The sequence below is a fragment of the Parasaccharibacter sp. TMW 2.1884 genome (assembly GCF_023337695.1).
GTDB lineage: Bacteria > Pseudomonadota > Alphaproteobacteria > Acetobacterales > Acetobacteraceae > Bombella > Bombella apis.
This window is the reverse complement of sequence record NZ_QORR01000004.1, coordinates 90,309-109,243: the sequence shown is the minus strand read 5'-3', so window position 1 is coordinate 109,243 and position 18,935 is coordinate 90,309. Positions and strand designations below refer to the sequence as shown.

Genomic DNA, 18,935 nt, shown 5'->3' with positions numbered 1-18,935 from the left:
TCTGAGGACTCCTTGCTTTTGACTGTTCCCATGCCTGTTCATGCCATGATCCGGGTCACGGCGGCCATGATCTGCTCCGCACCGGGGATGTAGGCTTTCTCCAGCACGGGCGAGAAGGGCACGGGCGTGTGTGGGGCACTGACCATCTGCGGGGCGGCTTTCAGGCTGGTGAAGCACTGCCCGGTGACCTGCGCCACGATGTCGGTGGCCATGTTGCAGCGGGGATGGGCCTCATCAGCCGCTACAAGCCGACCTGTTTTCTGTACGGACTTCAGGACTGTGGCAATGTCCAGCGGGGAGAGAGTCCGCAGGTCTATGACATCGGCCTCGATTCCCGTTTCCGCCAGCCGGGTGGCGGCCTCCAGTGCCCGGGGGACCATGGGCCCGTAGGTGACGATGGAGACGTCATGTCCTTCCCTGGCGAGATGGGCCTGCCCGAAGGGAATGGCGTAAGGAGCCTCGGCAACGGGGCCGGTCGTCTCATAGAGATATTTCGGCTCGCAGAAGATCACGGGGCCCCGGTCCCGGATGGCCTCGATCATCAGCCCCTTGGCATCATGCGGCGTGTTGGGGCAGACGACCTTCAGGCCCGGAATGTGGGTGAACATGGCCGTCAGCATCTGGGAGTGCTGCGCCGCACCATTGATGCCCGCCCCGACCATCGTGCGGACGACAAGCGGGATTTCGGCCGTGCCGCCGAACATGTAGCGCATCTTGGCAGCCTGGTTCAGCAGCTGGTCGAAGCAGACGCCCATGAAGTCGATGAACGGGACTTCCGCCACGACGGGGAAGCCGGAGAGGGCGGCCCCGACGGCAGCCCCGACATAGGCCATCTCGGTGGGGGGCGCATCAATCACCCGGTCACCATAGCGGGTATAGAGCCCCCTGGTGACACCAAGCACGCCACCCCATGTATCCGTTTCTCCCCCAGCATCGACACCACCGGCGGTGTCCTGCCCGAAGATGAGCAGTTTCGGGTCTCTGGCCATTTCCTGATCCAGAGCTTCGTTGATGGCTGATTTCAGCGAGACATGTCTGGTCATGACAGATTTTCCTTCAGATGATGGGTTCAGCAGGAGACGTACACGCCGTCATGGAGTTCATTCAGGGCAGGGTGCGGGGCCTTGAGGGCTTCCTGCACGGAAGCATCGACCAGCTGCTCCACGTCCCGGTCCACTGCTTCCAGTTCTGCCGGGCTGAGGCCTGATGTCTGGGCGAAGCGGCGCAGGCAGTCCCGTTCCTCCCAGGCGTTCTTCACGTCTCCGGCAGGGCGGTAACGCTGGGTGTCTCCCTCAAAATGGCCGTAAAAACGGACGGTTCGGCATTCCAGAAGAACAGGTCCGCCTCCGGCCCGCATTCTGGCGATAAGCTCCCCGGCAGCACGGTAGACGGCGAAGAAATCCAGCCCGTCCACCGTGACGGCAGGCATGCCGAAGCCTCTGGCCCGGTCCTCATAGCTGCTGACGGAGGTTGTCCTGTGCTGTGGTGTGGACTGGGCATAACCGTTGTTCTCCACGACGAACATCAGGGGCAGCTTCCAGACGCTGGCCAGATTCATGCTCTCCAGCACGGCGCCTTCATTCACGCCGCCATCACCACCGAAGACGACGGCAACATGGCCCTTGCCCTCCAGCCTGTCGGCGAGGGCGGCACCACAGGCCAGTGGAGCCCCGGCCCCAAGGATGCCATTGGCCCCCAGCATGCCCTTGCTCAGGTCGGCAATGTGCATGGAGCCGCCCTTGCCCTTGCAGATGCCGCCCTGCCGCCCGTGAATTTCCTTCATCATGGCCATGACATCGACACCCTTGGCGATGCAGTGGCCGTGGCCACGATGGGTGCTGGCGATCTGGTCCTGATCGGTCAGATGGCTGCAAATGCCGACGGCCACCGCTTCCTGTCCCGCATAGAGATGGGTGAAGCCCGGGATGATGCCAGCCTTGAAGTCCTCATGCAGACGGTTCTCGAACGTACGGATCGTCTTCATGCGCCGGTAGGCGGACAGAAGGATGTCATGGGATATGTCTGTTTTTCCAGTATGTTGCATGACTGTCTCCATAGTGACCTTGATGCGGTTCAACGCCTCGTCTGGTCTGGTGTTACAGTCTTTTTCTAGGGTTTCATCATGGCGCAGCGGTAGAAGGATCCTGCGCAAAGCTTGCCTTATTTTCCATAAATGGAGGGGCGTTCCGTACAGGCCGGGATAAAGAACGGGCCGCCTCCCGGTGGAAGACGGCCCGTCATCAGGCTGGTATCGTGCTGGAAGGTACGGTCAGAGATAGTCCGCCAGAGACATGTTCTTCATGTCGGCGATGAGCGAGAAGGAGGCCTTCAGCTGGAGGCTGAGGTCCGAGGAGCGTGTGGCCACCTCGGCCAGATTGACGTTCAGGCCGTTGGAGAGCTGTTCTTTCACCATCAGCTGAAGGCTGGAATAGATGCCCTGCTGGCGTGTCAGGGTGTTCTGCGTCACGCCGACGCTGGTGTTCATGTCGATGAGCTGGTTGGCTGTTGTTCCCAGTGAGGTATGCAGCTGGCGGACGAGATTGGTGAAGCCGGGTGTGGTCGTGTCCATTCCCTTCATGGACGTCATGATCATCATGTCCCGCATGAGGTCCCGGATGGGGGAGCCGGTGGACGTGCTGCTGGCCTGCCCGCCCTGTGTGGCGACCGGGCCGGTCTGGACGGTGGAGCCGTCCGGCCCGATGATGGCGGAAGCCTGAAGAGCCCCTGCCTGTTCGGCAGGTTGTGACAGAGCCTGAGAGAAGACGCTCATGCTGGCACTGTTGTCCGCACTGGCGGCGGTGGCCTGGCTGAAGACTGTCCCGCTGTTGCCGTCCTTCAGGCCGGAAACGATCTGGGAGATGGTATGGGCCAGCGTGCTGTCATTCAGTGTTGAGGGGGAGGTGACGGGCGCTGTGGATGTGTTCTGTCCAGCAAAGATGAAGCTGCTGCCATCGGATGTGTTGAGGATCGTTCCCAGGCTGCCCAGCCCTGTCCGGGCGCTGTCAGCTGCGGTTGTGGTGGATGCTTTTTCTCCGCCCTCAGAGGAGAGCATGCTCAGCAGTTGGGAGTTGAGGGACTGTGCCAGATCAGTGACCTGCTTGAGGGCTGTGGAGCTGAGAGAGAGGCGGTTCTGTACCGAAGACAGGTTGCTCTGATAGCCCGTCAGCTCGGCCAGTTTCGGGCTGAGGGACAGGATGGTCTGCCGGTCACTGCCCAACCCGGAAATGCTGGACGATGTCGTCCCCTGTGAGGTCTGCCACGCAATGTCTGTCTGCTCGGATTCAATCTGTCTGATGCCTGTGTTGAGGATCAGGTTTGCACCGGCGGCGCCATATTGGCTGACATTCATGCTCATGGGTGGCACTCCTGTGATGGTCTGTAGGGTGAGGGGGGCAGGTCAGGGTAGGGCCTGCCCGGTTTCATTGCCGGGCAGGCTGCCATGTGGGGGCAGTCCGTCAGTGGACGGCATCCAGCAGCGTGCTGAACATGGACTGCACCATGGAGACGACCTTGGCATTGGCTGCGTAAGAGTTTTTCAGGGACACGATGGCGGACATCTGGCTGTTGACATCCACACCAGAGACATTGGCAACCTTTGTCGTGAGGGATGTCTTGATGGATGTTGCCGTGGAGAGGTCACTGCTGTTCTGGCTGATCACCCCGGCCTGGCTGCTGGTGAGGGAGGTTGCCAGCTGTGTAAGCCCTTGCGTGCCGTCATAGCCCGTGGCCTGTGTGCCATCTGGCCCGAGAGAGGTGGAGGGTGCCGCCAGGGAGCCGGATGTGCTGGCGCTGCCCATGGCTTTGTTCAGCACGGCATTGGCGAGGGCGCTGGTCTGTCCACCATCGCTGTTGGCTGTCAGCAGGGACGGAGTCTGCTGATAGTCCGTGGAGACGGCAATCCTGGAGGAGAGCCCGACCAGACCTGCTGGTGCTGTTTTGGTCGGATCGCTGGAGAGGGGCTGCGTCCCGCCATTGGTGAAGAGGGGCACTCCGGCCGCCTTGAAGCGGTTTATCAGCGTGTATGAGAAGGAATCGAGCTGCGCCTGCATCTGTGGATAGGTCTGGTCCCGCAGGGTCAGGTTGGCACCCAGCGTGCCATCGGTCAGGTGGGAGGTGATGTCTTTTCCGGCCAACATGATACCGGCAACACCCTGATCGCTGCCATCGGTGGCGTGATACATGCTTGGTGTCAGTGTGGCAGGGGACTTCGTGGAGAGGGGCCATGTTGCCGTGGGCGCCTGGAACTGTCCGTTGGGCAATCCGGCCTGATCCGGGCGGGTTGGCAGGCGTGTGCCGTCCTGCGTGCTGACCAGCATGTCGCCATTCGGTTTTTCGGTAAAGGTAACACCCAGCTTGCTGGAAAGGCTCTGCATGGCTTCCAGGCGCTTGTTGGCGAGGTCTGCCGTGTCAGCGTGGGAGCTGCGTGCCAGCATGATCTGCTGTGAGATCTGGCCAATGGTTGTCAGGTCCGTATTGATGCCGGAGACCGTGCTGGTGATGGCATCCTGTGCGCCCTGGCGCTGGGCCTGATAGACCGAAGAGAGGGTATGGATGTTGCTGACAAGGGTCTGCGCAGCCGAGACCACGCCCTGCTGCGAAGCACTGTTCTGCGGTGTGTTGGAGAGGCTGATGAAGGCCGTACTGACATTCTGGAGGTTGTTGGTCAGCGTGCCGATGGTATTGGCTCCATCAGAGCCTGTCGTCGTTCCCTGTACGGCAGAGACGGCCGCAAGGGAGTTGCTGGTGGCCGTCAGGCCGGAGACACGGGCATTCTGCTGGTAGAGCGCATCCTGAAGAGGCTGGGAAATGTTCAGCTGGTTGGCCGCTGAAGTCGCACCGACTCCAGTGCCGGAGACGACCGTCGAGGATGTGTTGGCAGTCTCTGACACATAGCCCGGGGTGGATGCGTTCGTGACATTGTTGGAGGCTGTTGAGAGTTCGTTCTCAATCGTCTTGAGGCCGGACGTGGCGATATTGAGGGACAGGCCAAGATCCATGGTTTCAGTCTTTCTCCGGAATGAGGGACTGGCCGAGGCCAGACAGGTCTGGATGACGGTCCGGCGACCTCACCCTAAGGCCATCCTAAGGTCATGAGTTTACAGGAAGTTAAATGGAAAGCCTGTATTTGATGATTTGTCCTTGATCTGGATCAAAAACAGCTAGGCTGTGACTTCCGTCGCAATCTTGTCGATGGCGTTCAGACGGCGGGTGAATTCGGTCTGGAGCAGCTGGAAGTTGAGATCATATTCCCGCTGGGTTTTTATCATCGCCGTGGTTTCCTCCACGGGGTTCACATTGCTGGATTCCAGCATTCCCTGCCGGATTTCCTGGGCAGGAACGGCCCGGAGGTCATTCTCGTTGGCTGGCCTGAAAAGATGGTTCCCCTCAGCATGGAGTGTATTGGGGTTATCGACTGTCGAGAGGCCGAGGCGGGTGATGTCACCTTTTTCTGTCGAGATGATGCCATCAGAGCCGATGCCAAGGGGCAGCACCTGATCATCAGGGGTCAGGGTAATGGGCTGGCGCTGGTCGTCCAGCAGGGCATTGCCCAGGGAATCGACAAGAGTGCCATCTTCACTGCGGTGGAACTGGCCGTTGCGGGTCAGCCGGATTCCCTGCTGGCTGCGGACCATGAAATAGCCCGGCCCGTTTATGGCGAGGTCCAGCGGATTTCCCGTCTGGCGCAGCTCACCCTGTAGCGTGTCCAGATAGGTGGATCTGTCCTGGTTGTAGGAGAGCGTCTTCTCGCCATTGGCCAGCTGATCGCCCTTCTGGCGGGACAGATAGTCGGAGAAAAGAACCCGCTGTTCCTTGAAGCCATCCGTGCTGCTGTTGGCCAGATTGTTGGCCGTAACCTCAAGCCCCCGTGTCAGCGCATCAATGCGTGAAAGGGCGAGATAACCGGTCACATCCATGGGAGACTGTCCTCAAGGCTATATCATGGTAGGTTTTGTTATAATGTCATTTGTTCATGGTTATTGGAAGAGAATATAGGGATTGAACATTAACAAACGGCTCAATTCATATCATATTCTGATAATTAACCTTGATAATGTTTTTCGTGTCGGTTTATGGGAGGGCACAGTCAAAATTTTTCGGTGCCTGCCATCATCAGGGTGGCCTTGCGTTTCTGGGAGCGTGGGTTGTGGCAAGTCGTGAGGATGTTCATTTATGCTGAGATCATTGGATGTTGCATCAACGGGCATGCAGGCCCAGTCCACCAATGTGGAGACCATCTCCCACAACATCGCCAACATGACGACAACCGGGTACAAGCGCCGCCGGGCTGAATTCCAGGACCTCATCTATCAGGACCTGCGTCGTGTCGGGACGATGAGTTCCGACACGGGGTACCGTGTGCCTGCCGGGGCTCAGGTGGGGCTTGGTGTGCGTACGGCGGCCATTTACCGCATCAACGAGCAGGGAACCCTGTCCCAGACCGGCAATGCGCTGGACCTCGCCGTGGAAGGCCGCGGTTATTTTCGCATCCTGCTGCCCAACGGGGAATATGCCTATACCCGCGACGGGACATTCTCCCTCTCGCAGGATGGTACGATCGTGACGGCAGACGGGTATCCGCTGACACCGAACATCTCCATTCCGAACAATGCCGAAAACATCACCATCGATCAGACCGGGCAGGTGCAGTACACGCTCTCCGGTCAGCCCAACTCCCAGGTGGCCGGGCAGATCCAGCTGACGACCTTCCAGAACGAGAATGGTCTGGCAGCCATGGGGCAGAACCTGTTTACGGAGACCACGTCCTCGGGTGACCCGATCATCGGCAACCCGGAGACAACAGGTTTCGGGACCATCCGTCAGGGGTTTGTCGAGGAATCAGCCGTCAATGCGGTGACGGAAATCACGGATCTCATCACGGCGCAGCGTGCCTATGAGATGAACAGCAAAAGCATCACCGCCTCTGATGAGATGCTCCAGACCCTGACCAACCTGCGCTGAAGGCGGGCGGCATGGCACTTCTTGGCATTGGATACCGGGGTACCGGGCGTAGCTTCCTGCCAGCCTGCTTCTGGCTGGCGGTCGGGTTTGTGCTGGCTGGAGAGCCCGCTGCCAGTACGGCCATGGCGGCGACTCTGCGACCTTCCGGTGTGGTGCATGGTGCATCGGTCTATCTGTCCGATGTTTTTGATGGGCTGGATGCCGGACAGGACCGGCTGCTTGGCCCGGCTCCTGCGCCGGGCAAGACCATCACCATCGGGGGCAGTCAGCTCATTGCACTGGCGGACCAGTACGGTGTGGACTGGGATGACCAGTCATCCTCCACCAGTCTGTCGCTGACCCGGGCCGGGCATGTGCTGGGCCGGGACGAATATGCCGCTCTTGTCCGCAAGGCCATTTCGCAGGATGGTGAGACGGGCAGTGTCGTGGTGGATGTCACCAGCTTTACTCCTCTCGTTGCCGGTGAGAATGAACAGGACCCGGCAACCCTCCTGAATCTGAACTGGGATCATAAGACCGGTCTTTTCTCGGCAACTGTACAGCCTGCTCATGCAGCAGGAGACGCCGGGGCGGACAGGTTCCCGCTGCGGGGCAGCATCCGTCCCGTGCAGCCGGTGATGGTGTATGACCATGCCCTGCCGTCCGGTCACATCATCCAGCCGGACGACATGCATATCGACCCCGCTTTTTCAGGTACGGTGCCACCGCTTGCCCGTTCTCTGCCAGAGCCGGAGCGAATGATCGGCATGGCACTTGTCCGCACTGTCGGGGCCGGACAGCCCGTGCAGGGTACGGACCTGCGGCGGGCCGTGCTCGTGCATCGGGGGGACCCTGTCCTGCTCAGCTACAACAGCACCGGCATCCGGCTGACAGCCACAGGCCGGGCGCTGGAGGATGGTGGAAGCGGGCAGTTCGTCCATGCCCTGAATCTGGGAAGCCGGATGGTCCTCATCGGCAAGGTCACGGCTTCGGGCGAGGTGCGGGTTGATGCCTCTTCCACAGCCATTCCGCCGGATTCGGAGGAAGTGAAACGTCTGGGGATCAACAGCCTGATGCTTGGTGACGGGAGCCATCCATGATCCATCTTCTTCACAGGAGTGTCTGCATGGCGGGGCTCGTTGTGGTCCTGGCCGGGCTGGCAGGCTGCATGGGCGCTGGTACGCTCAGTGAGCTGGGACATCCACCCCGCATGACACGGACGGCCGACCCCACCCTGGCCCCGGATTACCGCCCCGTGACGATGCCAACCCCGCCCCTTCAGGCTCCGCCGACTGAAGTGGGCAGCCTCTGGCGGCCGGGTAGTCGGGCGTTCTTCAAGGACCAGCGGGCTGCGCAGGCGGGTGACCTTCTGACAGTGAAAATCCAGGTGGCAGATACGGCCAACGTGACCAATAACACGACAGCCTCCGGCAGTGGTGCCGAGGCTTTCGGGATTCCAAGTTTTTTCGGCTTCAAGGGCCGCTTCATCTCCCATCTGACCAGTGCTGATGCCCTTCAGACCAACAGTTCCAGCTCCAATAACGGGGCCGGGACCATCAGGCGTATCGATACGGTCACGCTGACGCTGGCAGGTGTCATCACGCAGGTTCTGCCCAATGGCAATTTTGTCGTCGTCGCACGGCAGGAGGTCAGGGTGAATGGCGAGCTGAGGCAGATCATGGTCAGTGGTGTTGTGCGGCCGCAGGATATTTCGGAAGACAACATCGTCACACATGACCGCATTGCGGAGGCCCGGATTTCCTATGGCGGACGGGGGCAGCTCTCGCAGTATCAGCAGCCCCGTTATGGGCAGAAAGTGCTGGACAGTGTTCTTCCATTCTGAGTTGTCATGGAAGCATGGTTTGAACATTGAATGTTTTCAGGTTATGAAGATTTTATCTTGAAAATAGCCTTGTTGTGCCTGTGCTACGATGGCCATTGTGGCGGTGTAAAAGTGAGGGGGTAGTGAATGTCTGATTCAAAACAGCCGGAAGGCTTCATTCCTGGCGGCCTGGTCATCGACCATCTCTGCGGTACGCTGGAGGGTGCGCTGACCATCGCCGGTGAGGTGGAAAATGTCGAGCTTCAGGCCGGGCATCTCTGTGTCACGGAGACAGGCGTGATGAAAGATGGTCAGGTGGAGGCGGACTCCATCGTCATTGATGGCAGCGTGTCCGGGGTGACCTTCACGACGCCACGGCTTTCTGCCGGTGCCGGGGCCCGTATTTCGGACTGTGTGATCGAGATGGGCAGCCCGACTGGCTGCGCCATTCACGAAGATGCCTGTTTTGAAGGGGATGTACGCATTTCCGTGTCCCGCAAGGGCGGGGCTGGGGGCTCTGCTTCCGGCAGTGGTTCCAGCAGAACGAACAGCACCAGTTCTGCCACGCCACAGGCCAATATCCCGGCTGGAGATGATGAGCCAGACCTGCATTGGCCGGCCCAGACGCCGGACATCAGCGAGGCTGATCAGGATGCCGACATTCCGCTGGGGGGCTGATGCTCAGGAGATGCTTCCATCAGCATGACGGCTGGTTCGCCGTCTTTCTGTCGCTTGTCCTGTTTTGCGGGGTGCAGGTTGGCTGTCCTGCGGCTGTGGCGGAGGACGTGGCCATGCCTGATGAGGGTATGGCCCAGCAGATGCAGGAGCAGCAGCGCATTCTGGGGTCTGCCCGCAAGGCGCTGGAAATGCGCTTCCATCTGCTGAACCAGTCCATGGCTGTACTGTCGGACCATGTGGACAATCACAAGCTTGTCCCGCAGGAGGCAGCAGCCCGGCTGGTGGGCATTTATGAGGCCATGCGCCCCCGTGAGGCCGCAGCGGTTTTCAACGTGATGGACCCGCACGTGCTGATCGCCATCGCAGCTTCCATGAATATCCGCAAGCTCTCTGGCATCATGGCTCACATGTCGCCGGACCGGGTCAATCTGGTGTCGCAATATCTGGGGGGAGTGCGGCATTTCCATCATGCTGTTCTGTCCGTTCCCGTGGCACTGGGGGGCTCTGGTGTGGTTCTTCCGACCGGGCAGGATGATGTGCCGACTGATACGTCAGTGGAACATCTGCACTACGAGACCATGTCCCAGCACGGGCCCCTGTTGCCCTCGCGGCAGTAATGGGGCTGGCATGAAAGAGAAACGAATGATGAGGCGGTCTTTTCCCGTTCAGGTCCCGTGGCGGCACATGCTGGTTCTGTTGCCTGTTCTTGCGGGACTGTCAGCCTGTGCCCCGGATTATATTGCCAGCAAGCTGACAGGGCGGGACTGCCAGGCCGGTTATCTGGAGGAGGGGGAAGACTGGTGCAATCCACCGGAACGTGTCCTGCCTCCACAGCCTTACTGCACCCAGAGCTGGAATGGCGTGGATTGCTGGGCCCGTCCTGAGTTGACCCCGAACATGGCCCATGAAGTCTATGAAGGTCCCCGTGGCCTGACGACCCAGCAGAATGCCAACCGCCTCATGATGCCGGAAGCTAAAGTTCCTCCCTCCAGCCAGTATTATGCACCATGATGAAATTGTTATGAAATAGGTCCATTATTAACCTTGTTATTGGCTTTACACATGCTCTTCTCAAGGTTAATTGATGGCCGGTCGGTTGTCCTCTTCCGAGCAGGGCAGAGTATGGTGAATGACCGGAACCAGCATGTCTGACGTCCGGGGTGAAAGCAGCAGGTAGATACCCTTCATATGCAGTTTGATAAGCTCCGTTTGCCAAATATCATGGAAGGGCTGAAGAGTCTGGGCCGCATGCGGCTTGTGGCCCTCGGGGTTGTCGGCGTGCTGCTGCTGCTCTCTCTCGGCGTGATCGCCTTTCACAACCGGTCAGAACCCATGGCGCTGCTCTATGGGGACCTGGAGCTGAATGAAGCGGCGGAGATGGTGGATGATCTGGCCAAGGCTCACATCCCCACGACAACAGGGCCGGATGGTCGCAGCCTTTATGTTCCGGGGAATGATGTGGCCCAGGCCCGTCTTCTGCTGGCCAAGGCTGGTCTGCCCGGGGGAGGGGCCGTTGGCTATGAACTGTTCGACAAGAGCGGCACGCTGACCAGTACCCAGTTTGAACAGGGCATTGATGAGACCAGAGCGCTGGAAGGTGAGCTGGAGCGTTCCATCCGTCTGATCCATGGTGTGCGGAATGTGCGGGTCCACCTTGTCCTGCCACATAGGGACCTGTTTTCTACGGAGACGAATCCTTCGCAGGCCAGTGTCATTCTGGATGTTGGCCGCTCTGGTGCTGTGTCCGAGGATGCCATTGCGGCCATCCAGAATCTGGTATCAGCTGCCGTACCGGGGCTGCGCACGCATGGGATTTCCATTGTCGACACACGGGGCGATGTTCTGGCCCGTCCGGGGGACCCAGACAGTCTGGCAGGGCAGGAATCCTCGCTGGAGAAGCAGCGTCATTCCGAAGAGCAGCGCCTTGCCCAGGCGGTGGAAGATATCCTGACCCCCACGCTGGGCCTGGGCCATGTGCGGGCCCGTGCTGCCGTGACAATGAATACGGACATCATCCATGAAACGGATGAATCCTACGATCCCAACCAGCAGGTCCTGCGTTCCCAGAGCACAAGCACGGACAAGAGCGCCAACAGCGAGGCGAACCAGAACACCAGCGTTGGCAACAATCTGCCCAATGCCAATGCAGGGCAGAACAATCGTACTGGCTCCAGCGAAGAGCGGACGGACGAAACAAATAATTATGAGATCGGCAAACGGACCCGTGTCATCAACCAGACCCGGCCCCGTGTCTCTCGCATCAGTCTCGCTGTCATGGTCGATGGGACCGTCACGACAGACCAGGCTGGCAAACCTTCGTGGAAACCGCTGGATGAAGCTGAGGTCAAACGTCTGACCCAGCTCGTGCAGACGGCCATCGGGTATGACAAGACCCGCGGGGATGAGGTCAATGTGGTGTCCATGCCGTTCCGTGTGGATGGTGGGGCAGATATGCCTCATCAGGATACGCCTTTCTTCACCCGGGAGATGATCATTTATCTGGCGGAATGGATTGTTCCCATTCTTCTTCTTCTGGGGGCGGCGGCCATGCTGCTTGGGCCCATCCTGCGGCGTGCCCGCAAAGGGGCCGGGGCAGAAGGGGCTGTTGCCGGGGCCGAAGCTGCAGCTGATGGCAGCTCTGCTGAAGGTGGTGAGGCAGGCCGGAGTGATCGCATCAGTGTGGATGGTGTGGAAGGGGAAATGCGCCGTGAGGCTCTGGCCCGTGTGACGCAGCGTGTTGAAGAAAATCCTGATGATGCCATCGCTGTCGTCCGCAACTGGCTGGCAGAACCGGAGCCCCCCAAGCAGACAGCAGAAGGCTGAGGAGACGCAATCATGGCAGAACAGGACATCTCCGCTGAGACAGCAGGCAATGAAGCGTCATCATCCGGCATGGTTCCGTCCGGCCTGACGGCCGGGATGAGTGGCAGCCGGAAGGCCGCCATCCTGATGCTCGCCATAGGGCAGGAACATTCCGCCCGCATTTTCCGGTCACTCCAGGAGGATGAGGTGCGTGACATTTCACGGGCAATGTCTTCCCTGGGGTTGGTCAAGGCTTCCGTGGTGGAGGCTGTCTGCAATGAATTTTCGCAGAAATTCGCCAGTGCAGAGGGTTTCGTCGGCAGTTACGAAACAACGGAAGATTATCTGAAGAAGGCCCTCCCTGCCGAAATGGTCGAGAAGATCATGGAGGATATCAGGGGCCCCTCCGGGCGCAGCGTCTGGGCAAAAATGGGCAACATGCCGGAGACCGCTCTGGCAAACTATCTGCGCAACGAGCAGCCACAGACAGTGGCCGTCATTCTCAGTTACATCTCACCGGCGCATGTCGCCCGTGTCCTGTCCCTCTTCCCGGAAGATTTTGCTACGGATGTCATCATGCGCATCCTGCATATGAGCCCGGTGAGCAAGGATGTGCTTGAGAGCCTGGAGACAACCCTGCGCAAGGAGTTCATCACCGCCTTTGGCCGCTCCACGAAGCGGGACAGCTATGCTTTCGTGGCGGAGGTCTACAACAATTTCGACCGCAAGACCGAAGCCATGCTGACAGAGCATCTTGGCCGCCGGAGCGAGGAAGACATGGAGAAGGTGAACAAGCTGAAATTCACCTTCGATGACATCAAGCGTCTGACACCGGATGACATGATGCGTGTCATGGCAGCCATCAATCGTGATGGTGAGGCCAAGAGCAGGCTGCCCCTGGCTCTCAAGGGCAGCAACGAGAGCATCCGGCAGCTCTTCTTCGGTTGTGTTTCCAAACGTGCGGCGGGTTTGCTGGAGGATGAAATCCGGGGGCTGGGTGCCGTGCGTCTGCGGGACGCCGAAGCAGCCCAGATGGAGCTGATCACGCTCATCAAGACCATGGCCAATGATGGCGAGATCGATATTTCACCTTCTTCTTCTGACGATGAGATCATTGAGTGACGCCAATGGGACAGGATGTGCAGCATAGGGCAGCGCAGGCGTCTTCCCGGTCTGGAAGTCAGGCCTTCAGTGAAAGCCTGGAAGATTTTGCCGCTCATGACCCGTCTCTGGCCGCTGGAGCGGAGCCGGTGGCTGACGAGGATGCGGCGGATGAAAGCCCCGCTCCAGAGCCAGTTGTCACGCTGCATCCTGATGAGCTGGAAAGACTGAAGCAGGAGGCCTGGCAGCAGGGCCATGAGCAGGGGGAAATGTCAGCCGGGCAGCAGCTTTCCAGCCAGATGGCCGCTTCTGTGAAGCAGGTGCTTGCTTTCATGGAGGAGGAGGAAAACCGGCGCCATGACATCGTGAGCCGGATGGCCGATCTCTTCGTGCAGGGTGTGTGCCAGACGGTGGAAGAGCTGGTGGCGGGCGATCTGTCCCGGACAACACTGGGGCGGGACCTGGCAGAGGATGCGGCGGCCTTGGTCCGGCACTGTAGTGGTCCGGTCAGTCTGACCTGCGCTGCGGCGGATGAGGCCTCTCTGCGCCATGCCCTGTCCGGGATGGCGGCCGTCTCCCTGCATGTGGAGGCGGCGCAGCAGGCCGGGCATCTCACGATTGCCGCAGACAGGACACGGATTGTTCTGGACCAGGGAAAATGGGCGGAAACGGTCCGCCAGCGGGTGGCCGATGCCATGGTGGCCCTGACCCGTCCACCGGCCCCGGAGGCTGATCCCGCTACCGACCAGCCCCAGGGTGAACAGACAGCACAGCATGAAGGAGAGTGACGATGGCAGAGGATATGAACACGCCGGAGACAGCACCAGAAACACAGCAGACCAGTACGCCGGAGGTCGATCTGGCCGATTTCTCCTCGGAGGTGCCGGAGGAGGGCGCCACCCAGCATGATGGTCGGCAGGACAGGGAACGGGAGCGGGAAGCGATTCTGGATGTCCCGGTCAAGATCACCGCTGTGGTGGGAGATGTGAAGATGCCCGTGCGGGACCTGGTCCGTCTTGGCCGTGGTGCCGTTGTGCCGCTGAACCGCAAGCTTGGGTCTTCCATCGATATTTACGCCAATGACAGGCTGATCGCCCGTGGCGAGATCACCATCATTGAGGATGACAACATTGCCGTGACGATGACGGAGATCATGTCCTCCTCTGCCAGTACATGATGGCACCTTCTGTGGGAGAGAGGCACGGCCCGGATGCCATGATGCAGGCTGTCACGGGCCTGCACATGAATCCGCTTCTGGCTCTTCTGCTGGTCGTGGGGCTGATCTTTGTCACGCCCTGGTGCCTGCGGCGGCTGAAACACCGGATGCCAGCCCTGTTGCGGGATGAGGGCTTGAAAGATCGTGCCCTGAAGGTGCAGGACGCCATACCGCTCGGTGGCAAGCGGACCCTTTTTTCTGTGGCTGTCAGGGATGCAGAGGGGCGGCAGGCAACAGCCATCATTCTGACAGGTGGGCCGTCCGACCTGTGCGTGGGCTGGCTGGGGGCCGGTGCTGCCTCCATGCCGGCGAAACAGTGCGGACAGGTGGCGGAAGAGAGGCAGGAAATGACATGAGGGCAGATCGTATCATGAAAGGCCGTTCGGGTACCGGAATGGTGGCAGACATGTCAGCCTGCTGGAAACGCCTGCGGCGCGCCATGGTTCTGGGAGCGGTGGGGCTGTGCTGTCTGGCTGCTGGCATAACGCTGCTGTGTGTACTTTCCCATCCGGCCACAGCCCAGTCCATCACGCTGGATATGGGCAAGGGGGGTGGAATTGGTGAGGCCGGAACAACAAGCCGTCTGATCCAGCTGACGGCCCTTGTGGCGTTTCTGTCCCTGGCACCAAGCCTGCTGGTGATGATGACGGCCTTCACCCGTATCATCATCACGCTCTCATTGTTGCGGAGCGCCATCGGGGCGCAGGGGACACCGCCCAACATGGTTCTGGTGGCCCTTGCGCTGATCCTGACCCTGTTTGTCATGCAGCCAACGCTGGAGCGCTCATGGCAGCAGGGTATTGAACCCCTGATGGACGGTCGGGTGGAGGAGATGGCAGGTCTCCAGGCGGCGGCTGAGCCGTTCCGTGATTTCATGGTCCATAATGCCCGTCCGAATGACGTGGCCATCTTTTACCATTTGGCAGGGCTGAAGCCCCAGCCTGCACCAGCCAATGGAGCAGCTGCTCCGGCTCCACCATGGCGGGTCATTGTTCCGGCCTTCATGGTCGGTGAGCTGAGCCGTGGGTTCGAGATGGGCTTCCTGCTCTATCTGCCGTTTCTGGTGATCGACCTTGTCACGTCCAGTGTGCTGATGAGCCTGGGGATGATGATGCTGCCACCCCCGACCATTTCCCTGCCTTTCAAGCTGATTTTCTTTGTGCTGGTGGATGGGTTCCAGATGGTGTCGGGCGGGCTGGTCCGTAGCTTTGGCGGGGGGTAGCCCCGCCACCTTTCACCCCGGCAGGACCAGAAGCCTGCGGGCCAGAATGGTCGGTGTCAGCTGGGTGAAGCCTTCATTGATGCTGCCGGAATAGCTGCCATAGGTCAGCGGCAGGCCGCAGGCGGCGGCGGTGATGATGCTGCCGATCCGTCCGGACTGTTCCATGCGGCTGGCGATCATTGATTTTGCACCACATTGCAGGAAGGCGGCGGCAATATCCGTGCTTTCCTCCGGGTCCATCCCTGCGGGGATGACGAGAGACAGGCTGGCCTCCGTACGGGCCACGACATCCTTCATTTCGCTCATGGCCTTGGGGGAATAGACGCAGAGCCCCGGCAGATCTACCAGAATGATGCGGTTGTAGCTGTCGATGAAGCGGGGGTTGATGCCGCCATAGGCTTTCATCAGATCAATGTCACAGCCTCGCAGGATGGAGGCCAGCTTGATGTAGCTGCCCGGCGTGCTGTCGCAGGCCAGGACGAGCGGCCGTCTGATCCTCCCGCCGGACTGCCGGGCCTGTCGGGCATAGCGGGCGGCCAGTTTGGCCAGTGTCAGGGACTTGCCAGAGCCAGAGGCCCCGCCCAGTGCCATGGGCACGCCCAGCCGTAGCGGGAAAGGGGAAAAGTTGATCACACGTTCCAGCCCTGCCGCCAGGCTGCTGCCTGCCATGGCATTGATCAGTTCCTGCGGGATGGAATGCCACGCCAGAATCTCCGGTATGCTCAGGGCATTGGCGGGCAGGGCGACATCTCCGCCAGCCATGCCGGAAGCACCTGTGGCGGTGTGATGCTGGGGAGATGTCTGGGTGGAGGAAAAGCTGGTCATGGGTCAGGTCCGGTGTTGGAGGGGTTTCAGTCTGTCGGGGCCAGTCAGTTCACTGTGGCGACGGTACGGATGCGGGTCCGGGGATAGATTTCCGCCTGTGCCATGACGGCAACCGAAGGGCGGATTCGGTCCACGATCATACGCACGGAATCCCGTGTGGCGGAGGTCGTGACAATGACGGGCATTTCCCCCAGTGTGGCTGTCTGGTCGAAGGCACGGCGCAGGGCCGTGACGAAGCGGTCCAGCATGGCTGGGGGCATGGCCAGCGTGCGGTCATCCCCCTGTCCGACCGTGTTGTTGAGGATGTTGCTCTCCCAGTCTGCAGAGAGGGTGATCATGGAAATGCAGCCAGAGGGCCCGACATAGCTGTTGCATATCTGTCGGGCGAGGCGGATGCGGACATGGGCTGTCAGGGCCTTGATGCCCTTGGCGGCCAGGGCGTGGCCTTCCTGTATGCTTTCAAGAATGGTGGGCAGGTCACGGATGGAGATGCGCTCCTGCAACAGGGACTGGAGAACACGCTGGACCGTGCTGAGGGACACCTGTGAGGGGATGAGGTCGTTGACGAGCTTCTGCTCTTCCTGCGGCAGATCATCCAGCAGGGACTGCGTGGCGGCATAGGTCAGCAGATCGCCCAGATTCTGGCTGATGGATTCCGTCAGGTGGGTGATGATGACAGTGACCGGGTCCACCACTGTGTATCCCTGGTCTGTGGCCTGTTTCTTCAGGTCGGGATCAATCCATATGGCAGGCAGGTTGAAGGAGGGTTCGGTTGTCTTCTCACCCGGCAGGGGGGCCTGCCCATTCTTGTGGGACGGGCATATGGCCAGCAGGTGGTTGGGCCTGACCTCACCCGAGGCAATGTCGATTTCCTTGAGCTTGATGACGTAACGGTCCGTCGGCAGCTGGATGTTGTCCTGAATCCGCACGGATGGCGTAATGAAGCCCATGTCCGCTGCCATCTTGCGGCGCAGGGCCTTGATCTGTTTGGTGATCTGGGCATTGTCCCCGCTGGCCAGCGGGAGCAGGCCATAACCGATTTCCAGCCGCAGGAGGTCGATTTTCAGAAGGTCGGAAATGGGTTGCGCGGTGGGAGCGGCGGGCTGGGTGAGGGCTTCCTCACCTTCATCCTGCCGGGGAGTCCTGTAGCGGATCCACGCCCCGATCCCGGCCACGGCGGCAATCATGAGGAAGGGGAAAGCCGGCAGGCCGGGCATGACGGCAAACAGGGCTGACAGGGTGGCCGCAATGGCCAGCGGCTTGGCATTGCCCGCCAGCTGGCGGAAAAGTGTTACGTCCGCCGAGCCATCCGTACCGCCCTTCGTGACGACGATACCGGCGGCCAGCGAGACCAGCAGGGCGGGAATCTGGGAGACGAGACCATCACCGATGGTCAGGGTGGTGAAGGTCTGTGCCGCCTCACTGATGGGCATGCCATGGCGCAGCACGCCGATGGTCAGACCGCCTAGAATGTTGATGGCGGTGATGAGGATTCCGGCAATGGCATCATTGCGGACAAATTTGGCAGCACCATCCATGGCTCCGTAGAAGGAGCTTTCCTCTTCCAGTTCCTTGCGTTTGGAGCGGGCACCACGCTCATTGATGGCCCCTGAGGCGAGGTCGGCATCAATGGCCATCTGTTTGCCGGGCATGGCATCGAGGAAGAAGCGGGCCGAGACCTCCGCAATGCGGCCCGACCCCTTGGTGATGACCATGAAGTTCACCACCAGCAGGATGCAGAAGACGATCCCGCCGATCACCACATCATTGCCCATGAGAAAGCCGCCAAAGGAGGCGACAACATGCCCGGCTGCATAGGCACCTTCATTGCCATGGCTGAGGATGAGCCGTGTTGTCGCCACTTCCAGCGAGAGACGGAACATGGTCGTCAGCAGCAGCAATGTGGGGAAAGACGTGAAGTCCAGAGGCCGTTCCAGAAACAGCGCCACCATGAGGATCAGCACGGATGAGGTGATGGACAGTGAAAGCCCGACATCCAGGATCAGCGTGGGGAGCGGTACGATGAGGATGGAGATGAGCAGGATCACGCCCAGCGCCAGCAGGATGTCGGTGCCGGGCAGGCGGGCGGCAAGACGGGAGGCCGCTCCGTTGGGTGTGAAGAGGTCTGCCGGGTTTCGTATCAGCGTGCCCAGCCTTCCGCCCAGTCCGCCAGCTCCCCCTGCACCGGGAGCCGCCTTGGGGGCGGGAGAACCTGACCGTTGCGGGGAAGAAGAAGGAGCGGGCATTGTCATCCTGACTGATGATGTGCTGCCTTCCCCGGCTTGGGTGACGGGTAGGGAAGGTGGCAACAAGGTTTATTAAGGCCTGTT

Annotated in this window: 19 protein-coding genes; 12 read left to right on the top strand and 7 right to left on the bottom strand. The window is 60.3% G+C overall.

What is annotated here, in order from left to right:
- Positions 1-38: 38 nt before the first annotated feature.
- The 5 genes from DTI93_RS07230 to flgF form a co-directional block, all read right to left on the bottom strand.
- Positions 39-1,043: an alpha-ketoacid dehydrogenase subunit beta gene (locus DTI93_RS07230; RefSeq protein ID WP_249080131.1), complete on the bottom strand. Its 1,005-nt coding sequence runs from the start codon at positions 1,041-1,043 to the stop codon at positions 39-41.
- A 26-nt stretch (positions 1,044-1,069) separates the two neighbouring features.
- Entirely contained in the window at positions 1,070-2,044 is a 975-nt protein-coding gene (locus DTI93_RS07225) for a thiamine pyrophosphate-dependent dehydrogenase E1 component subunit alpha (protein WP_249080129.1), read from the bottom strand.
- A gap of 225 nt (positions 2,045-2,269) precedes the next feature.
- Entirely contained in the window at positions 2,270-3,355 is a 1,086-nt protein-coding gene (locus tag DTI93_RS07220) for a hypothetical protein (protein WP_043558137.1), read from the bottom strand.
- 100 nt (positions 3,356-3,455) lie between these two features.
- Positions 3,456-4,997 carry a flagellar hook-associated protein FlgK gene (flgK, locus tag DTI93_RS07215; protein WP_249080127.1) on the bottom strand — a complete coding sequence of 514 codons (1,542 nt, stop codon included), beginning with the start codon at positions 4,995-4,997 and terminating at the stop codon, positions 3,456-3,458.
- A 162-nt stretch (positions 4,998-5,159) separates the two neighbouring features.
- On the bottom strand, positions 5,160-5,915 hold the full coding sequence (gene flgF / locus DTI93_RS07210; RefSeq protein ID WP_043558141.1) for a flagellar basal-body rod protein FlgF: 756 nt from the start codon (positions 5,913-5,915) through the stop codon (positions 5,160-5,162).
- Positions 5,916-6,171: 256 nt separating this feature from the next.
- On the opposite strand from flgF, the gene flgG reads away from it, so the two are divergent.
- The 12 genes from flgG to fliP all read left to right on the top strand — a co-directional run bounded on the left by flgG (position 6,172) and on the right by fliP (position 15,780).
- Positions 6,172-6,960 carry a flagellar basal-body rod protein FlgG gene (gene flgG, locus DTI93_RS07205; protein ID WP_043558144.1) on the top strand — a complete coding sequence of 263 codons (789 nt, stop codon included), beginning with the start codon at positions 6,172-6,174 and terminating at the stop codon, positions 6,958-6,960.
- Positions 6,961-6,971: 11 nt separating this feature from the next.
- Positions 6,972-8,039 carry a flagellar basal body P-ring formation chaperone FlgA gene (gene flgA, locus DTI93_RS07200; protein WP_052348899.1) on the top strand — a complete coding sequence of 356 codons (1,068 nt, stop codon included), beginning with the start codon at positions 6,972-6,974 and terminating at the stop codon, positions 8,037-8,039.
- 26 nt (positions 8,040-8,065) lie between these two features.
- On the top strand, positions 8,066-8,782 hold the full coding sequence (gene flgH, locus DTI93_RS07195) for a flagellar basal body L-ring protein FlgH (protein WP_227449687.1): 717 nt from the start codon (positions 8,066-8,068) through the stop codon (positions 8,780-8,782).
- A 126-nt stretch (positions 8,783-8,908) separates the two neighbouring features.
- The gene (locus DTI93_RS07190) at positions 8,909-9,439 is read left to right on the top strand and encodes a polymer-forming cytoskeletal protein (RefSeq protein WP_043558150.1); all 531 of its coding nucleotides are present in this window, start codon (positions 8,909-8,911) and stop codon (positions 9,437-9,439) included.
- Entirely contained in the window at positions 9,439-10,056 is a 618-nt protein-coding gene (locus DTI93_RS07185) for a MotE family protein (protein WP_154981150.1), read from the top strand. The genes DTI93_RS07190 and DTI93_RS07185 overlap by 1 nt, the downstream gene beginning before the upstream one ends.
- A 10-nt stretch (positions 10,057-10,066) precedes the next feature.
- The gene (locus tag DTI93_RS07180) at positions 10,067-10,450 is read left to right on the top strand and encodes a hypothetical protein (RefSeq protein ID WP_227449686.1); all 384 of its coding nucleotides are present in this window, start codon (positions 10,067-10,069) and stop codon (positions 10,448-10,450) included.
- A 177-nt stretch (positions 10,451-10,627) separates the two neighbouring features.
- A complete protein-coding gene (gene fliF, locus DTI93_RS07175) occupies positions 10,628-12,262 on the top strand; it encodes a flagellar basal-body MS-ring/collar protein FliF (RefSeq protein ID WP_227449685.1) in 1,635 nt (544 codons plus the stop codon).
- A 12-nt stretch (positions 12,263-12,274) separates the two neighbouring features.
- Positions 12,275-13,363, top strand: coding sequence for a flagellar motor switch protein FliG (locus DTI93_RS07170; RefSeq protein WP_193599725.1), 1,089 nt, complete (start codon positions 12,275-12,277; stop codon positions 13,361-13,363).
- 5 nt (positions 13,364-13,368) lie between these two features.
- Entirely contained in the window at positions 13,369-14,130 is a 762-nt protein-coding gene (locus tag DTI93_RS07165) for a hypothetical protein (RefSeq protein ID WP_043558152.1), read from the top strand.
- A gap of 2 nt (positions 14,131-14,132) precedes the next feature.
- The gene (gene fliN / locus DTI93_RS07160) at positions 14,133-14,519 is read left to right on the top strand and encodes a flagellar motor switch protein FliN (RefSeq protein ID WP_227431519.1); all 387 of its coding nucleotides are present in this window, start codon (positions 14,133-14,135) and stop codon (positions 14,517-14,519) included.
- Positions 14,516-14,914: a hypothetical protein gene (locus DTI93_RS07155; RefSeq protein ID WP_192848414.1), complete on the top strand. Its 399-nt coding sequence runs from the start codon at positions 14,516-14,518 to the stop codon at positions 14,912-14,914. Before fliN ends, DTI93_RS07155 begins: the two co-directional genes overlap by 4 nt.
- Positions 14,915-14,997: 83 nt before the next feature.
- Positions 14,998-15,780 carry a flagellar type III secretion system pore protein FliP gene (gene fliP, locus DTI93_RS07150; protein ID WP_052348930.1) on the top strand — a complete coding sequence of 261 codons (783 nt, stop codon included), beginning with the start codon at positions 14,998-15,000 and terminating at the stop codon, positions 15,778-15,780.
- Between the two features lie 12 nt (positions 15,781-15,792).
- On the opposite strand, the gene DTI93_RS07145 is transcribed toward fliP, so the two are convergent.
- Both DTI93_RS07145 and flhA read right to left on the bottom strand, forming a co-directional pair.
- Positions 15,793-16,605 (bottom strand): hypothetical protein, encoded by an 813-nt coding sequence (locus DTI93_RS07145; RefSeq protein WP_043558159.1) that lies wholly within the window; start codon positions 16,603-16,605, stop codon positions 15,793-15,795.
- Positions 16,606-16,649: 44 nt separating this feature from the next.
- Positions 16,650-18,851 carry a flagellar biosynthesis protein FlhA gene (gene flhA, locus DTI93_RS07140; protein ID WP_249080125.1) on the bottom strand — a complete coding sequence of 734 codons (2,202 nt, stop codon included), beginning with the start codon at positions 18,849-18,851 and terminating at the stop codon, positions 16,650-16,652.
- Positions 18,852-18,935 lie beyond the last annotated feature (84 nt).

Excerpts from the sequence above, each read along its gene's own strand:
- fliF (WP_227449685.1), top strand. The coding sequence starts at position 10,628 with ATGCAGTTTGATAAGCTCCGTTTGCCAAATATCATGGAAGGGCTGAAG.
- flgG (WP_043558144.1), top strand. The coding sequence starts at position 6,172 with ATGCTGAGATCATTGGATGTTGCATCAACGGGCATGCAGGCCCAGTCC.
- DTI93_RS07155 (WP_192848414.1), top strand. The coding sequence starts at position 14,516 with ATGATGGCACCTTCTGTGGGAGAGAGGCACGGCCCGGATGCCATGATG.
- DTI93_RS07180 (WP_227449686.1), top strand. The coding sequence starts at position 10,067 with ATGAAAGAGAAACGAATGATGAGGCGGTCTTTTCCCGTTCAGGTCCCG.
- DTI93_RS07230 (WP_249080131.1), bottom strand. The coding sequence starts at position 1,043 with ATGACCAGACATGTCTCGCTGAAATCAGCCATCAACGAAGCTCTGGAT.
- flhA (WP_249080125.1), bottom strand. The coding sequence starts at position 18,851 with ATGCCCGCTCCTTCTTCTTCCCCGCAACGGTCAGGTTCTCCCGCCCCC.
- flgA (WP_052348899.1), top strand. The coding sequence starts at position 6,972 with ATGGCACTTCTTGGCATTGGATACCGGGGTACCGGGCGTAGCTTCCTG.
- fliN (WP_227431519.1), top strand. The coding sequence starts at position 14,133 with ATGGCAGAGGATATGAACACGCCGGAGACAGCACCAGAAACACAGCAG.
- DTI93_RS07225 (WP_249080129.1), bottom strand. The coding sequence starts at position 2,044 with ATGCAACATACTGGAAAAACAGACATATCCCATGACATCCTTCTGTCC.
- flgH (WP_227449687.1), top strand. The coding sequence starts at position 8,066 with ATGGCGGGGCTCGTTGTGGTCCTGGCCGGGCTGGCAGGCTGCATGGGC.
- flgF (WP_043558141.1), bottom strand. The coding sequence starts at position 5,915 with ATGGATGTGACCGGTTATCTCGCCCTTTCACGCATTGATGCGCTGACA.
- DTI93_RS07190 (WP_043558150.1), top strand. The coding sequence starts at position 8,909 with ATGTCTGATTCAAAACAGCCGGAAGGCTTCATTCCTGGCGGCCTGGTC.
- DTI93_RS07165 (WP_043558152.1), top strand. The coding sequence starts at position 13,369 with ATGGGACAGGATGTGCAGCATAGGGCAGCGCAGGCGTCTTCCCGGTCT.
- fliP (WP_052348930.1), top strand. The coding sequence starts at position 14,998 with ATGGTTCTGGGAGCGGTGGGGCTGTGCTGTCTGGCTGCTGGCATAACG.
- DTI93_RS07220 (WP_043558137.1), bottom strand. The coding sequence starts at position 3,355 with ATGAGCATGAATGTCAGCCAATATGGCGCCGCCGGTGCAAACCTGATC.
- DTI93_RS07170 (WP_193599725.1), top strand. The coding sequence starts at position 12,275 with ATGGCAGAACAGGACATCTCCGCTGAGACAGCAGGCAATGAAGCGTCA.
- DTI93_RS07185 (WP_154981150.1), top strand. The coding sequence starts at position 9,439 with ATGCTCAGGAGATGCTTCCATCAGCATGACGGCTGGTTCGCCGTCTTT.
- flgK (WP_249080127.1), bottom strand. The coding sequence starts at position 4,997 with ATGGATCTTGGCCTGTCCCTCAATATCGCCACGTCCGGCCTCAAGACG.
- DTI93_RS07145 (WP_043558159.1), bottom strand. The coding sequence starts at position 16,605 with ATGACCAGCTTTTCCTCCACCCAGACATCTCCCCAGCATCACACCGCC.